Below are 13,322 nucleotides of genomic sequence, written 5' to 3'. Positions count from 1 at the left end.
GCCTGATACTGTATATAAAAACAGTATCTATGGAATGTTCGCTATGACGCGTTTCTTTTTGCCACAGCTTTCACCGCCTTCGCGCTCCCGCCCGCTATTCCTTGACGCGGTGCACGGCGGTTTCCCCTCGCCCGCTCAGGACTACATTGAGCGCCAGATTGATCTCAATGAGCTGCTGGTGACCCGCCCGAGCGCCACCTATTTTGTGCGCGTCGAGGGCGACTCGATGCGCGATGCCAATATCCGCGAAGGCGACCTGCTGGTGATCGACAGCTCACTCAATGCCCGGCACGACGACATCGTGATCGCCGCCATCAACGGCGAGTTCACCGTCAAGCGGCTGCAGACGCATCCCTGCGTACAGCTGATGCCGATGAATCCGCGCTATCAGCCCATCCGGCTGCGTGAAGAGGAGGAGTTAGAAATTTTTGGCGTGGTGACGTTTATTATTTACGCCGCACGCGTCCAGCGTTAGCGCATCGTTTCGGCGCGGATCATCTCAATCAGCCGGCGTAAACCCGGGTGCAGCTGGCGACGGTCGGGGTAATACATCACCAGCGGTTCGTCTTCGCTGCACCAGTCCGTGAGCACGCGCACCAGCTGCCCGCTCGCCAGCTGTGCCTGTACGTAGCGCTCCGGGCAGTAGCCGAGACCGTAACCGCCGGCGACCGCATCAATAATCATGTCGCTCTCATTGAGCGTCAGCGTGCCCGGCACATCGACCTCATACGCCACCTTGCCCTGCGCCAGCGGCCACTTATACAGCGTGCCATTGCCAAGGCGCATGCGAATACAGCGATGGTTGCGCAGATCGTCCGGATGCTGCAGCGGCGGCGCGTCGCGCAGGTAATCGGGTGACGCCACCACGATCCAGCGCAGTTTGGGCGTCAGCGGCATGGCGATCATATCTTTCGGTACGCTGGCGCCGTAGCGAATCCCGGCGTCATAGCCGCTGCCGATGATATCCACCAGATTGTTATCCACCGTAATTTCCAGACTGAGCTCCGGATAGGTCGCCATAAAGCGCGCCAGGATCGGCCGAAACAGCAGCTGCCCGGCATCACGCGGGATGTTCAGCCGCAGGCGGCCGCTGGGTGATTCGCGATACAGGTGCAGATCGTTCAGCGCCAGCTCAATCTGCGCAAAGCCGGTTTCCAGATGGCGCAAAAAAGCGGCACCGGCGTCCGTCGGCACCACCGCCCGGCTGGTGCGATTGAGCAGGCGCACGCCAAGACGCGCTTCAAGACTGCGCAACGTGTGGCTGATGGCCGACGTGGTGACCCCCAGTTCCAGCGCGGCGAGGCGGAAGCTCTTGCGCCGGCAAATCAGCAGAAAAACATTCAGATCGGCCAGTTCATTACGTTGCAGGGCGGGCATTTTCGTGTCTCCTGACTCATTGCCTCGTTGAATCTGATTCAACTTCAGATGAGATATCATAGCGAAGCTGCCGTACCGGACGCTATGCGCGCGTGGCATGGCAGGCAAAACGTCACTTTTAACCCCGAGCTCATGATGCTGCCCGAAGACCGAAAAGACGCTATTTATCGCTACCTGTTTGCGAAACGATCGGCCACCATTCACGAACTGGCCACGCTGATGGCGGTGTCGGCGATGACCATCCGCCGCGATATTAAATTCCTGCAGAACGCCGGCCTGGTGGTTGGCATACACGGCGGCGCCAGGCTGCCTGCCGTGGTTCATCAGGCATTGCCGTATGTGGAGAAGGCACAGCTGAACGTGCACGCCAAACAAAGCCTTGGCCGTTATGCTGCGTCACTGGTACAGGATGGCCAGGTGGTCTACCTCGATGCCGGTACCACCAGCTATGAAATTGCGCGTGCGTTAGGCGATCAGGCAAGTCTCACCGTGCTGACTAACGACTTTACGATTGCCGCCTGGCTGATGCGTCACAGCCACATCACGCTATTTCATACGGGTGGCAAAGTCGATAAACGGCATATTGCCAGCGTGGGTGCCATGGCGGCGACCGCCCTTGCCGCGTTCAATATTGATCTGGCTTTCCTCAGCGCCAGCGCGTGGGATGTCACGCACGGCCTCTCGACACCCGACGAAGACACCTTGCTGGTGAATCAGGCGGTGCTGGCCGCCTCAGCGCAGCGTTATCTGGTGGCTGACAGCAGCAAATATGGTCGTTACAGCGTGTATTCCGTGTGTAAGCTGCAGCAGCTGGACGGTGTGATCACCGATGACGATTGCCCCTGTGCTGCCGTTGAGGAGATGAAACAGCGTGATATTCGTCTGCACCGGGTAAATCGCCGCGGCTGAGCGGCTCTCTGCGCATCCCGGTATAGGTCATTAATTAAAAAGGAGGCGCGAACGCCTCCGGTGGCTACAGGGAAATCACATCGACTATCTCTCGCAGGGCACGGTTTACGGCGTAGGGGCGACTTTAGGATTGGAGCTGAACCAGCCACGGCGATCCTGCCAGTTGCCATATTCATCCACAATCGCCCCTTTACTGTTGGCCATCAGGAAATGATAGCTTTCCAGTTTTTTCAGCGACAGCGTTTCGCCCTGATGCTGAATGACGACATTGTGGCTTTGCACCGGACCAAAACTTTTCGGCGTCGGCGGAATATCCGCTGATGCGGCGCCAATCTCAGAGAAGTTATATACCCAGCCATCGAGGACGCGCCATGATTCATGTTTTGCCGGACGTGCCGGCGGCGCGCTAATTGGCATGTGTCGATGCTCCGGAATCATCTGATTCGGCAGCAGATACATGGTCATAGCGTAATAACCGTAATCCAGATTATTGACCCAGGTGATGCTGGCCAGGCCAACATGCTGATAATCGCCCAGCCCGAAATCATTGACCCACAGCTGCTGGCGCATGGCCGGCGTCAGCGTATGACCATAAGAGGCGAGCAGTTGCGCTATTGCATCTTTCGCCACCTCTTTCTGGAAGACGCCATTTTTATAGAAATCTTTATTGGTATAAACGTGATGCGGCTGAGCCGCAACGGATGCGGTGGCATTGAGCGCCAGTAAGGCCGCAGCGAACGCCAGAGCAGGTTTTGTCATAATTCACCTCCTGTTTATGACAGCCATGTTGATGCAAATAAAAATTTCACCGGCCGGTAAAACGCAAGGGTGGCCAGCGCGGAGAACAGAGTTGCAGATGGCGATGCGGAGGGGAAATTCATTTAGAGAATCGGATCTATCTAATTATCAGATACGGCTGTGCTTTTTTGTGATTATTAACAAATAATCACAGGCTATTCTGCCCGGCAAAGCATCCAGCTGCTGGCGGGCGCAATTTATCAGCTGATAAAGAAATTCTTAAAATGTTGGTTGCGCTCGCAATTGTGACAGGCGTGCGGCCAATTGTGTTTGACCTGCTTTTCACATCAATGCACACTGGCGGGCGTGAAAAACGGCAGATGAAGAGCCAAGAGATGTTGCAGAATTATAGTCAGCGCGTCCATTTCTATTACTGCATTCTGGTTGCGTTAAAACTCTATGTGAACAGCAAGAAGTCCGGCGGCGTACGCGGGAAAAATAACTTTTTGCTGAAGTGGTTACGCAACGCGCAAAACAACACCATCTTTCATCCTGATATCACCAGTGAAATTGAATGGCTGCGCGGCAAAATTATCAGCGCCGGACCGGATGCCGATTTAGAACCGATGCTGCAATACGTTTACGAGACAGCAAAACGCGCCGAAACGCTGCGTCTCGGGCCGTAATCGCACGGGCTGCGCATTGCATTACCCCTGTCTGCAGGCAAAAAAAAGGGGGCAACGCGCCCCCAACCACTACAAAAATTTCATCCCTGACGCCCTGGTGCGGATTCCCTTCCGGCTGGCGCTAATTCTCTTCGCACTGGCTACGCGTTACAGGGTTAGCACCAGCACGCTGATCAATAACCAGCAGCCCGCGCAAAATGCGCCCGCCGCCACCCAGGTTAACGCCCGGGTATTTAAATGACAGACATCGCGTTGCCAACGTTTAATCGGCTGCATAACCACTCCTGAAAATACATTCTCATTATGCCTGGCAGAGGATTGCCGTGAACTGCGGATAAGCTTGTCACGTATTAATATCTCTGACCATCGGATGTGCTTACCGGTTATGTAGGTGCAGGACTACAACCCATTAATTACCGCTTACATCGCCGTCGAGGCGAAAAATGCCGCAGGTGTGCAGATCGCAATAGCGTCGCTTTCGCACCGTTTGTCATCCGGAAATACGGTTTCATATCGTTTAGTTTCCCTAAAAAACAGGCGCAGATTAAATCGTTTTTATTTACCCCCGCTCAGGGTTATTAATAAGCACACCGGACGCGATAATTTGCAGATGATAAAGGGATGTGGCATGACCAGTCTCTTTATGCACAGCCTGACCGCGTTCAGTACCCTTTCTCAGGGTGTAAATTACGTTAGCATTTAACTTTGGATTCAATCATCAATGAAAACCCGTCTGGTCGTAATGGCCTCTGTTGCTGCGATATTATTTTCACAGCAGGCATTCGCCAAAAACCTGTGCACCCTGATTGTTGACGCTGAATCAGGCAAAGCCCTGCTGGAGAGTGGCAACGACTGCAGTGGAGAAGTCACACCCGCATCCACCTTTAAAATAGCCATCAGCCTGATGGGATTTGATGCCGGCGTGCTGAAAAATGAAAAGGAACCCGCCTGGGATTACCAACAAGGATACCCGGACTGGGGCGGTAAAAACTGGATGAATAAAATCGATCCTACGGCGTGGCTAAAATATTCGGTCTTCTGGTATTCGCAGCAGGTTGTTAAAAAAATCGGGCAACATCGCTTTGAAGACTATGTAAAGGCGTTTGCTTACGGAAACGAAGATGTTTCCGCCGTTGACGTCAGCGCCCCCGGTCAGAATGGGGTGTGGGTTATGTCATCCCTGCAGATTTCACCGGTTCAGCAGATTGGCTTTTTAAGGAAAGTCGTTAACCGTGAGCTGCACGTAAACAAGCATGCCTATGACATGACAGATAATATTACCCGCTACGACGTCAGCGTTAAGGGCTGGACGGTGCACGGCAAAACAGGAACCGGCTCAGCGGGGAAAAATAATCAATACGATCCGCACCATGCCTATGGCTGGTATGTCGACTGGGCGACCAAAGGCAGGAAAAAAATTGTTTTTGCCAAACTGATTCAGGATGAACAGGTGTTAACGCCGAATGCTGGCCTGAGAGCACGTGACGAAGTGTTGAAGCAGATGTCGGCGGTCATTGCGCCGTGATGGCATAACACACGGATGCCACGGATTTTCATTAACCTCCCGGTTTTCATGCGGCTGACAGATTGCGGCGAGGTCCTTCATTATGAAACTGACGGTTAGCCAGCCGATGAAGTGACCTCCGGACCGTGGCTTATCTTTCTTTACGCAGCGTCGTCAGCAGTGACTGCGCAGCAACAGAAGACTGACCGGATGGCGAACACACCAGTCCAAACTGACGGTGAATCGCTGGCCTGCGCTACTGGCGTATATGGCACGGATCAATGCGCGCCCAGCTGTGCAGGCGGCGTTGCTGGCAGAGGCGTCTGAGTGAGACTGGCAGACAGAGTTTTGTGCCGGCGATCAGGCTCTGTCTGTAAGGTTAGATGTCAGTGTTATTGTGACAACGGCGCGCAGAAAGTTATGCTGTGCGCGCCAGGCTACGAAGCCCGCTATTGGGCCCGCGTGGCAACATCAACATCGAACCTGTGCTGTTTTGAGGACACTGACATGACCCCTTTTTATCAGTTTTCGGCCACCAGCCTGACCGGTCAACCTATCTCTATGGCCGATTACGAAGGCAAGGTGGTTCTGGTGGTGAATACCGCCAGTCATTGCGGCTTCACGCCCCAGTACGCCGGCCTTGAAGCGCTCTATCAGAAATATGCCGCACAGGGTCTGGTGGTGCTTGGCTATCCCTGCAATCAATTCGGTAAGCAGGAACCGGGAAACGCTGATGACATCTCACAAACCTGTCATGTTAATTACGGGGTAAGCTTCCCGATGTTCGGCAAAGTCGAGGTTAACGGCAGCGCAGCGCACCCGATATTTCGCTATCTGAAGGCGGAGCTACCCGGCGTGCTGGGCGGACGGATTAAGTGGAATTTCACCAAGTTTCTCATCGGACGCGACGGCCAGCCGCTGAAACGCTTTGCACCGATCACGCCCCCGGAAAAAATGGAAGCCGCGATAATCGCTGCACTTTAAGGTGGAGCGTTGCCGGATTCGCAGCATTAATTTTAGAGCACAGCGGAAATTGATGTTATCCGGCGGGAGACAGTGTGCCCCGCATATTTATTTTTTATTCCACTTGTCCTGAGTCAAGGTGAAAAGCAAGCTTGGGGGCGCACTTTTCACATCATGAATTTCTCGTAAGTACTGCAATCCTGCCCTGGTCAGAACTTTTTGCGAGGCCAGATGATTTGCCCGTACTACAGCAGATATTTCAGCCAACTTTATTTCACCAAAACCATAGTCGACCGTATACTTAGCAAACTCTGTCGCCAGCCCTTTTCCCCATGCCTCTGTAGAGAAGCGATATCCAAGGTTATTGATTGATAAATCGGCATAGCTCCTGATGCTGAGTCCGCCAAAACCAATGACTCTCCCCGGATTGTCCGTCAACGCGATCGCCCAATTACCGAAACCGTACGTTTCCCAGTGCTGAAGCCAGCGAGCCAACACCTGACGGGCATAATCAATATCGGGATACGGACCTGCGGGGTTGAAGGTATTTGTAGCAGGGTCGCCATAAATTCTGAAAAGATCATCAGCGTCAGATTCAATTACCGTTCGTAGATAAAGTCGTGTCGTATCTGCCTGCAAAGAAACCTCCTGAACTTACCGTTTATAAACCACGTTTTCTTACTATTTTATCGCGGGGCAATCCCGGGTTCATAACAGGGACGTTAAATTTAATTTTATGAAATTCTCAGTCACTACGAATAAAAGCACGCTTTATACCCTAAACACCAGCCTGAACAGGTTAAATTTGAGCAGGATCAGTGTTCTGGCCGGTTAAGTCGGGCGTTTTTCCGCCCATTTCAGCATGGCATCAAGAGCAGGACAAAGTGCCTGTCCCCATTCAGTGAGTCGATATTCCACTTTGGGTGGCACCTGAGGATACACCATCCGCGACACAATATCGTCGGCTTCCAGCTGTCTCAATTGTTGCGCCAGCATCTTCTGCGAAATACCGGGAATTAATTTTTCAAAATCTGAATAGCGCTGTACTTTGCCGTCGAACAGATGAAAAAGGATGATTAATTTCCAGCGCCCTTCCAGCAGTTGAATAACCTGCTCCACTCCGCTTGCGGCTGATTCCGGACTGTATAACTTACTCATCATTCAGTAACTCACTTTTTTGTGCGTACTTGTCAATTTAACAGTCTATGTGGAATATGACCGTACTGTAAACAAAGGGAGTACAGGTCTATGCCATTCACATTACGGCTTGCTATTTATGACGACTTCGCGCTCAGCAAGGGTGGCGATATTGCCAGCATTACTGATTATGGTACTGCCACATCAACAGACCGGAGATTCTCCAATGCCATGTGATCTCGATTTCCACGGTAAACGCATATTGGTCACTGCGGGTACCAAAGGTGTGGGTAAAGCGGTAGTTGGGCTGTTCAAACAGCTGGGTGCAACAGTATTAACAACCGCACGCCACGCATCCGCAGAATGTAGGGCAGACGCTTTCGTAACGGCAGACCTGACCACGGTTACAGGGTGTAACTCAGTCGCGGAAGCCGTTCAGACACATCTGGGAGGCGTCGACATCATTGTTCATGTGGCCGGCGGTTCTACCGCACCCGGTGGTGGCTTTGCAGCATTGGGTGAAGAGGAGTGGCAACAGGAGCTCAATCTTAATCTGTTGCCCGCGGTACGTTTAGATCGTGCGCTGTTGCCTGCCATGCTGCAGCAGGGGGGCGGAGTGATCATCCATGTCACTTCTATCCAGCGAGAACTGCCCTTACCAGAATCAACCACGGGTTATGCAGCAGCAAAAGCGGCGCTGTCAGCCTACAGTAAAAGCCTGTCGAAAGAGGTTGCGTCGCAGGGGGTTCGGGTGGTTCGGGTAGCACCCGGCTGGATCGAAACCGAAGCTTCCGTGGCCATGGCGGAACGGCTGGCGCAGCAGGCAGGAACAGATTACGAAGGCGGTAAGCAGATCATCATGAAAGCACTTGGCGGTATTCCGCTGGGACGCCCTTCCCAACCCATTGAGGTAGCTAATCTCATTGTCTTCCTCGCATCATCTTATGCTGCCGCGATCACCGGTACTGAATTTGTCATCGATGGCGGTACTATTCCAACGGTGTAGTCAGATATCCTCATCGACCCATTCGGGTAGCGATCCGGATATTTTTATACCTTAATAAGGCGCCAGCGGCTATTAGATCAAGCCATGTGCGATATCGACCTGGCCGCTGTGTGATATTCCCCGACTCTTTGTCGCTAATATCCGCTCCTCGCTCATGGCGAATACACAGTCCGCGTGGTGGCAGAAACGGACATGAATAGCGAAAACAAAGGATGATTATTAGCGCACAAATCAGGGCTTCTTTGGCCGTCCATTGAAAAACGCTTATGACGCTTTTTCATTCACCGTCATGATAAAGTTCAGCGTGTTTTCTCCCTGGTTTGCGTAGAAATGTGGAACATCGGTTTTTGCTGTAACGGAAAATCCCGCCGTTACCTGAAATACGCTCTCTTTCACGCCAAGCGTGAGGGTTCCGGATTTTACGTGCAGTAGCTCCAGCGTGCCTGAGCTATGCCCGGGTGATTCAAACTTTTCGCCTGGCCGCATTTCCCACAGCCACAGCTCAAGCATATCGGGTCCACCCGAGCCGGCCAGCAGCCTGGCGCTTCCCCCTTTGTCTCCTGTCCAGAGTTCAGGGATGTCCGTATCAGCGATGATGTGCACATCAGGCCTGGCGCTGACATCAACAAAATCCGCCACGGACACGCCCATGGCAGCAGCAAGCCGGCATAGCAGCGCAATGCTGGGATTAGCCTTGCACCCTTCTATCTCAACCAGCATCCCCTTACTGACACTGGCTTTGCGGGATAACTCATCGAGAGAAATTTTTCTTTGTTTACGAAACTGCTTAATCCGCAGGGATACGGCTTCATTAACCGTGTTGACATCTGCGCCGGCAAAGGTCACTAAATTGACTTTTTTGGTCATTGGTCGATATCATGAAATAAAATGGTCATTACAGGATTATCGCGTGTTAATCGTATCTGCGTCAATTTCCCCTGAAGTCTATCAAATCGCCCCCGGTTTTCGGGCGCTCAGCATCAGTGTACAGGCAGCGCCTGTGGTGAATCCGCACGTCGGGGTAACGGCACTCAAGGCGGCCTGTGAGGCGGTGCTGTCAGATTCCCCCGCCTGGGCTGAATCCCATCTGGCCGCATGGGCAGATGTGTTTCAGAAGTTTGGTGCCAAACCCAAACGCACGCCCTGTTCTGCTGATGCGCTACGCAAACGCGTGCTTCGCGATGGCACCCTGCCCGCGCTCGATCCGGTCGTTGATCTTTATAATGCTGTCAGTCTGCGTTATGCCGTGCCCGTAGGGGGAGAAAATATTGCCGCGTACCAGGGTGCACCTCGCCTGACGGTGGCAACAGGCACGGAACCCTTTGATACCATGAAAGAAGGAGTTCTGGCGGTGGAGTATCCTGCGCCTGGCGAAGTCGTCTGGTGTGATGATGCCGGCGTAACCTGCCGTCGCTGGAACTGGCGGCAGGGAATCAGGACTCGCTTAAGCGTTGAAGCGCAACACATGTGGTTTATTCTGGAAAGTCTGCCGCAGATGCCGCCCGATCAGCTGCATGAAGCTGGAAAGATGCTGACCGACGGCCTTGAAGAAATGATGCCCGGACGGCAGTGTAACGTCACCCTCATCGGCGAGTAACGCCTTTAAATCAGTTCTGGAGACTCTGCATGTTCACCGGCTTGTCTGCTTTCCCGTTAACGCCTGTCACCGCGCGTGGTGTCGATGATCAGGGATTCACGAAGATCCTGGCTCGCCTGACGGCAGCCCGTGTCGATTCTTTGGGTGTTCTGGGTTCAACCGGCAGCTATGCTTACCTGAGCAGGGAACAGCGCAAACGCAGCGCAACGCTGGCGTGTCAGGTTGCCGGGGAGATTCCCGTGATGGTTTGCGTGGGTGCTATCAGTACCGATGCCGTACTGCATCTGGCTGAAGATGCGCAGTCCGCAGGCGTTGATGCGCTGCTGCTGCCGGCGATGAGTTACCAGCCGCTGCGTGATGAAGAGGTGTATGCCCTCTTTGAGACGGTTACCCGCCATGCTTCAGTACCGGTTTGTGTTTATGACAACCCCCGCACCACGCATTTCCGCTTTACCGACGAACTGCTCGGGCAGCTGTCGTCACTGAAAGGGATTCGCTCAATTAAAATTCCGGGAGTACCGGATACCCCCATCGCTGCAGCTGAACGCGTTGCTGCATTACGACAACATCTTCGTCCTGGCGTGGCCCTGGGTATTAGTGGTGACGCCAGTGCCGGGCTGGGGCTGAATGCCGGTTGCGAAGTCTGGTATTCCGTTTGCGGCGGTATCTTCCCGGAAACCGCTAAACAAATTACGCAGGCCGCAGCCATTAACGACGCTGAACGCGTTACGGCCTTAACAAACCGCCTGCAACCTTTATGGGATTTGTTCCGTAAGCATGGCGGAAGTATCCGCGTGATCGCAGCGGCAGCAGGCATACTGCGGCTGACCGAAGCAGACTGTCTGCCTCGCCCCCTGTTACCCTTATCGGCCGCAGAGGTGGCAGAAGTAGCAGCAGTGATGGCCGCTCTGGACCTTAAGTAACGCGCCGGCGGAATCGGTCCTGCGCCAAACCTTGAGATATCTGGCAGGGTCATACCTTGATGATGGTCTTTGATCATTACCGCCGCTGGCCGGGTGGGTTTACTCACCCGTGCAACGCGTGAGGTTGTTATGACTGCTTCCCGCTCAAAGCGGAACCTTATCCTGCCAGCATATCTGCTTTGTGCCAGGCGCAGACGTTATTCGTATCCCATCATTTCAGACAGAGAAGTTTTTAGATAACGCTCCAGCAGATCTGCACAAATTCGCGTTTCATATGACATCATGCCAGCCGGTGGATGGAGCAACCAGGCATTAAAAGGCGGGATCGGATAATGACTTAAAATAAGGATAAACGAACCATGTGCAATTTCATTTCTGCAAACCGGAAATTGCAAAACACCAATGGCATATCCTGCTAATAAACAGGAGAATTCGTATGCGGTAATTTAGCCCAGTGCAGAATGGGGACACTCTGATTATAGTGTATGCGCCAGGCCTCGATTTTTCACCGGGAATCCTCCATGGACATAAACCCATTTTCGTTCAGACACTACTGACGCAGCCTGCCGTTGAATGATTCCACCGTGGCATTATCTGTGGGCGTACCCGGTCATGGGAAGTCAATCCGGATATCACGTTCGCACACCTATTTATCCAGCATTTCCCCTGCAAATTCAGAGCCATTTATGATGACTCAAGGAAAGGTGCCCATGAGCGGTAAGCTGTAGCAAAAGGCGTACGGACGCAGAAAAGGGGAAAACACAGCGAGCAAACGTGCAAAAGGCAGTAGCAGATTCAGGGCAATCTATCCGATTGTTGCTGCGATAATGATCTACCAACCTGCAATAAAAAATAGCTCACCCCGCCTTCATCTTAATATTAAAACTGAGAAGTTAGTAGCTAAAGACGAATTAAGGGTGAGTGTATTAACTGAATGTGAATTTATAAAAACAGCTTTATATTAAATTTTTAGCGTTTCAACCATTGCAACCTACGATTGGCACAATTTAACAATCCCTTCCTCTGTGATCCGTACTCTATAGAAACGCGACACATCTGATGCAACATCAGCAAATTCTATAAAACCCCTTCGCATCAGTGGAGCAAGACTTCGGCAGTTTTTCCCTGGTTTATTCCTGGTTGCTAAATCAAGATTAAGCTCCAGGCCGATTGATTTATCCCCGCGCAATTTATACAGTTTGCCTTTATTAATTTTCAATAATGTAGCCATCATATCTTTTGATATAGCCTTTTTCATGTTAACGACCTATTTAACAAAATTGTGAAAGCAACAACCAAACCATTCAAAGTTGAAGAGTGGTCTGATTACCCTTACGCTAACTCATTAACAATAAGAATTTTAACATTATCTTATAATATTGTTAACCCCGAATAATCAGAGTTGACAAATTAACTGGAATTATAATAACAACAAAGAGATTCATTGATTGAATAAACCTTCAAACAATTGGCTTGTGCCTCTAAACAACCTCAAAGAGACAAGATGTGCCATGAAAGATTGCTGAAAACAGGAAAACTCATAGCATCGATACTGATATTGCTTTTCATTAAGTTGGACTAATCACCGAGAACATCATTGAAAAAGGTTTGATCAATGTCTGGAGCATGCTTTCGTGAAAAAATGCAATCAGAGCCTCTGATTTTCTCCAAATCGCCCTCATCAAGAACCCTGGGATAATCAGGGCCACTTGTCCAGTCAATATAGCGTAAAGCATCGTTCAGCATAACACTATCATGATAAAGGTCATTTATATTCAGGTGTTTAATAACGGTATGGAAGAAGACCTCATCACCACAAAAGGAATAGCGATACAAATCACAATACCAGGGGTTAGCCTCAATAAAGTCCATGACGGCCTTAACTGTTAAGTAATTTAATGAGAACCAATTTGTGCCTTTATAGAAACCATTGATTTTATTCGAATGTCGTTTAAAACTATCTGAGATGTATAAAAATCTGAAAAATTTAAACGCCAGGATTTTCAATTTATCGAAAGGCGTTTTGTTTCTGATGTAGAAAAATTGAGGGTAGCGATACCTGACCCGTGCCGTTGGGTTAACATAGCCATTGCGCTCGTCTTGAAAATGAACCAAATTTTTATTATCAATACTAAATAATAGCTCATTCATCGACTGATTATTTTTACATGGAAGATCATCACCTGAAATCAGAAAAAGATACTCAAAATTGAATTGTAGAGCTTCCGATAAAGTATTCAGGGTTGATGCTATCTGACTGTAATCTCCCCAGGTTACCTGTACGCGATTCTGAACAAAATGAACATTACTGGCAGAAAATAGCTGGAAATTCTCAACAGGCGACTTTGCATCAACATGAATGAGAATGGTATTTTCTGCAAAAGAAGATAAATAGTTCACGGTGTAAATAAGAGGATTCGTCACTTTATGGCAAAGAATACAAAACATTTTTTTCATTCTACGACTACCCTGCCTTTCCAGG

At 51.0% G+C, this 13,322-nt stretch carries 16 protein-coding genes and 2 pseudogenes; 9 read left to right on the top strand and 9 right to left on the bottom strand.

Annotation, left to right across the window (positions count from 1 at the left end):
* Nucleotides 1-43: 43 nt before the first annotated feature.
* The gene (gene umuD, locus C1Y42_RS04015; protein WP_104092853.1) at nucleotides 44-475 is read left to right on the top strand and encodes a translesion error-prone DNA polymerase V autoproteolytic subunit; all 432 of its coding nucleotides are present in this window, start codon (nucleotides 44-46) and stop codon (nucleotides 473-475) included.
* Here umuD and C1Y42_RS04010 read toward each other — a convergent pair.
* Nucleotides 472-1,377 carry a LysR family transcriptional regulator gene (locus C1Y42_RS04010; protein ID WP_058769675.1) on the bottom strand — a complete coding sequence of 302 codons (906 nt, stop codon included), beginning with the start codon at nucleotides 1,375-1,377 and terminating at the stop codon, nucleotides 472-474. The genes umuD and C1Y42_RS04010 overlap by 4 nt on opposite strands.
* Nucleotides 1,378-1,509: 132 nt before the next feature.
* Between C1Y42_RS04010 and C1Y42_RS04005 the strand changes: the two genes are divergently transcribed.
* Nucleotides 1,510-2,286 carry a DeoR/GlpR family DNA-binding transcription regulator gene (locus C1Y42_RS04005; protein ID WP_233210681.1) on the top strand — a complete coding sequence of 259 codons (777 nt, stop codon included), beginning with the start codon at nucleotides 1,510-1,512 and terminating at the stop codon, nucleotides 2,284-2,286.
* A gap of 105 nt (nucleotides 2,287-2,391) precedes the next feature.
* Here the strand turns inward: C1Y42_RS04005 and C1Y42_RS04000 are convergent, their stop codons facing one another.
* A complete protein-coding gene (locus C1Y42_RS04000; protein WP_058769674.1) occupies nucleotides 2,392-3,045 on the bottom strand; it encodes a hypothetical protein in 654 nt (217 codons plus the stop codon).
* Between the two features lie 374 nt (nucleotides 3,046-3,419).
* On the opposite strand from C1Y42_RS04000, the gene C1Y42_RS03995 reads away from it, so the two are divergent.
* Nucleotides 3,420-3,710, top strand: coding sequence for a hypothetical protein (locus C1Y42_RS03995; protein WP_031279201.1), 291 nt, complete (start codon nucleotides 3,420-3,422; stop codon nucleotides 3,708-3,710).
* 147 nt (nucleotides 3,711-3,857) lie between these two features.
* Here the strand turns inward: C1Y42_RS03995 and C1Y42_RS23960 are convergent, their stop codons facing one another.
* Nucleotides 3,858-3,986 (bottom strand): hypothetical protein, encoded by a 129-nt coding sequence (locus tag C1Y42_RS23960; RefSeq protein WP_255418417.1) that lies wholly within the window; start codon nucleotides 3,984-3,986, stop codon nucleotides 3,858-3,860.
* A gap of 445 nt (nucleotides 3,987-4,431) precedes the next feature.
* Here C1Y42_RS23960 and blaOXA point away from each other — a divergent pair, with 445 nt between their 5' ends.
* From blaOXA to C1Y42_RS03975, 3 genes and pseudogenes are all read left to right on the top strand, one after another.
* Nucleotides 4,432-5,235 (top strand): class D beta-lactamase, encoded by an 804-nt coding sequence (gene blaOXA / locus C1Y42_RS03990; RefSeq protein ID WP_104092852.1) that lies wholly within the window; start codon nucleotides 4,432-4,434, stop codon nucleotides 5,233-5,235.
* A 214-nt stretch (nucleotides 5,236-5,449) separates the two neighbouring features.
* Nucleotides 5,450-5,545: pseudogene (locus tag C1Y42_RS23810) on the top strand (glutathione transferase GstA); the annotation flags it as partial.
* A 176-nt stretch (nucleotides 5,546-5,721) separates the two neighbouring features.
* Nucleotides 5,722-6,198, top strand: coding sequence for a glutathione peroxidase (locus C1Y42_RS03975; protein ID WP_104092851.1), 477 nt, complete (start codon nucleotides 5,722-5,724; stop codon nucleotides 6,196-6,198).
* An 87-nt stretch (nucleotides 6,199-6,285) separates the two neighbouring features.
* Here C1Y42_RS03975 and C1Y42_RS03970 read toward each other — a convergent pair whose 3' ends face one another.
* The gene (locus C1Y42_RS03970; protein WP_058757651.1) at nucleotides 6,286-6,816 is read right to left on the bottom strand and encodes a GNAT family N-acetyltransferase; all 531 of its coding nucleotides are present in this window, start codon (nucleotides 6,814-6,816) and stop codon (nucleotides 6,286-6,288) included.
* Nucleotides 6,817-7,008: 192 nt separating this feature from the next.
* The gene (locus C1Y42_RS03965; protein ID WP_058757707.1) at nucleotides 7,009-7,335 is read right to left on the bottom strand and encodes a helix-turn-helix domain-containing protein; all 327 of its coding nucleotides are present in this window, start codon (nucleotides 7,333-7,335) and stop codon (nucleotides 7,009-7,011) included.
* A 205-nt stretch (nucleotides 7,336-7,540) separates the two neighbouring features.
* Here C1Y42_RS03965 and C1Y42_RS03960 point away from each other — a divergent pair, with 205 nt between their 5' ends.
* The gene (locus C1Y42_RS03960) at nucleotides 7,541-8,320 is read left to right on the top strand and encodes an SDR family oxidoreductase (RefSeq protein WP_104092850.1); all 780 of its coding nucleotides are present in this window, start codon (nucleotides 7,541-7,543) and stop codon (nucleotides 8,318-8,320) included.
* A gap of 264 nt (nucleotides 8,321-8,584) precedes the next feature.
* Here C1Y42_RS03960 and C1Y42_RS03955 read toward each other — a convergent pair whose 3' ends face one another.
* A complete protein-coding gene (locus tag C1Y42_RS03955) occupies nucleotides 8,585-9,187 on the bottom strand; it encodes a helix-turn-helix transcriptional regulator (protein WP_104092849.1) in 603 nt (200 codons plus the stop codon).
* A gap of 43 nt (nucleotides 9,188-9,230) precedes the next feature.
* Here C1Y42_RS03955 and C1Y42_RS03950 point away from each other — a divergent pair, with 43 nt between their 5' ends.
* Both C1Y42_RS03950 and C1Y42_RS03945 read left to right on the top strand, forming a co-directional pair.
* Nucleotides 9,231-9,917, top strand: a complete 687-nt coding sequence (locus tag C1Y42_RS03950; protein ID WP_031279204.1) for a B3/4 domain-containing protein — start codon at nucleotides 9,231-9,233, stop codon at nucleotides 9,915-9,917.
* Between the two features lie 29 nt (nucleotides 9,918-9,946).
* Complete coding sequence (locus C1Y42_RS03945; RefSeq protein ID WP_104092848.1) at nucleotides 9,947-10,840, top strand: dihydrodipicolinate synthase family protein; 894 nt, start codon at nucleotides 9,947-9,949, stop codon at nucleotides 10,838-10,840.
* Between the two features lie 197 nt (nucleotides 10,841-11,037).
* Here C1Y42_RS03945 and C1Y42_RS23645 read toward each other — a convergent pair.
* From C1Y42_RS23645 to C1Y42_RS03935, 3 genes and pseudogenes are all read right to left on the bottom strand, one after another.
* Nucleotides 11,038-11,268: pseudogene (locus C1Y42_RS23645) on the bottom strand (LysR family transcriptional regulator); the annotation flags it as partial.
* Nucleotides 11,269-11,831: 563 nt separating this feature from the next.
* A complete protein-coding gene (locus C1Y42_RS23360; RefSeq protein ID WP_072208589.1) occupies nucleotides 11,832-12,098 on the bottom strand; it encodes a hypothetical protein in 267 nt (88 codons plus the stop codon).
* Nucleotides 12,099-12,418: 320 nt separating this feature from the next.
* The gene (locus C1Y42_RS03935; RefSeq protein WP_021506299.1) at nucleotides 12,419-13,297 is read right to left on the bottom strand and encodes a beta-1,6-N-acetylglucosaminyltransferase; all 879 of its coding nucleotides are present in this window, start codon (nucleotides 13,295-13,297) and stop codon (nucleotides 12,419-12,421) included.
* Between the last annotated feature and the right edge of the window lie 25 nt (nucleotides 13,298-13,322).

Origin of the sequence: Pantoea sp. ICBG 985 (assembly GCF_002928365.1) — a bacterium.
GTDB lineage: Bacteria > Pseudomonadota > Gammaproteobacteria > Enterobacterales > Enterobacteriaceae > Pantoea > Pantoea dispersa.
Note: the sequence above shows the minus strand (reverse complement) of the source record. Positions and strands in the feature narration are given on the sequence as shown.

What these genes read in the sequence shown, in the direction of transcription:
- C1Y42_RS03945 (WP_104092848.1), top strand. Translation starts at nt 9,947, where the DNA reads ATGTTCACCGGCTTGTCTGCTTTCCCGTTAACGCCTGTCACCGCGCGT.
- C1Y42_RS04000 (WP_058769674.1), bottom strand. Translation starts at nt 3,045, where the DNA reads ATGACAAAACCTGCTCTGGCGTTCGCTGCGGCCTTACTGGCGCTCAAT.
- C1Y42_RS23960 (WP_255418417.1), bottom strand. Translation starts at nt 3,986, where the DNA reads ATGCAGCCGATTAAACGTTGGCAACGCGATGTCTGTCATTTAAATACC.
- C1Y42_RS04005 (WP_233210681.1), top strand. Translation starts at nt 1,510, where the DNA reads ATGATGCTGCCCGAAGACCGAAAAGACGCTATTTATCGCTACCTGTTT.
- umuD (WP_104092853.1), top strand. Translation starts at nt 44, where the DNA reads ATGACGCGTTTCTTTTTGCCACAGCTTTCACCGCCTTCGCGCTCCCGC.
- C1Y42_RS04010 (WP_058769675.1), bottom strand. Translation starts at nt 1,377, where the DNA reads ATGCCCGCCCTGCAACGTAATGAACTGGCCGATCTGAATGTTTTTCTG.
- blaOXA (WP_104092852.1), top strand. Translation starts at nt 4,432, where the DNA reads ATGAAAACCCGTCTGGTCGTAATGGCCTCTGTTGCTGCGATATTATTT.
- C1Y42_RS03960 (WP_104092850.1), top strand. Translation starts at nt 7,541, where the DNA reads ATGCCATGTGATCTCGATTTCCACGGTAAACGCATATTGGTCACTGCG.
- C1Y42_RS23360 (WP_072208589.1), bottom strand. Translation starts at nt 12,098, where the DNA reads ATGAAAAAGGCTATATCAAAAGATATGATGGCTACATTATTGAAAATT.
- C1Y42_RS03975 (WP_104092851.1), top strand. Translation starts at nt 5,722, where the DNA reads ATGACCCCTTTTTATCAGTTTTCGGCCACCAGCCTGACCGGTCAACCT.
- C1Y42_RS03995 (WP_031279201.1), top strand. Translation starts at nt 3,420, where the DNA reads ATGTTGCAGAATTATAGTCAGCGCGTCCATTTCTATTACTGCATTCTG.
- C1Y42_RS03955 (WP_104092849.1), bottom strand. Translation starts at nt 9,187, where the DNA reads ATGACCAAAAAAGTCAATTTAGTGACCTTTGCCGGCGCAGATGTCAAC.
- C1Y42_RS03935 (WP_021506299.1), bottom strand. Translation starts at nt 13,297, where the DNA reads ATGAAAAAAATGTTTTGTATTCTTTGCCATAAAGTGACGAATCCTCTT.
- C1Y42_RS03965 (WP_058757707.1), bottom strand. Translation starts at nt 7,335, where the DNA reads ATGAGTAAGTTATACAGTCCGGAATCAGCCGCAAGCGGAGTGGAGCAG.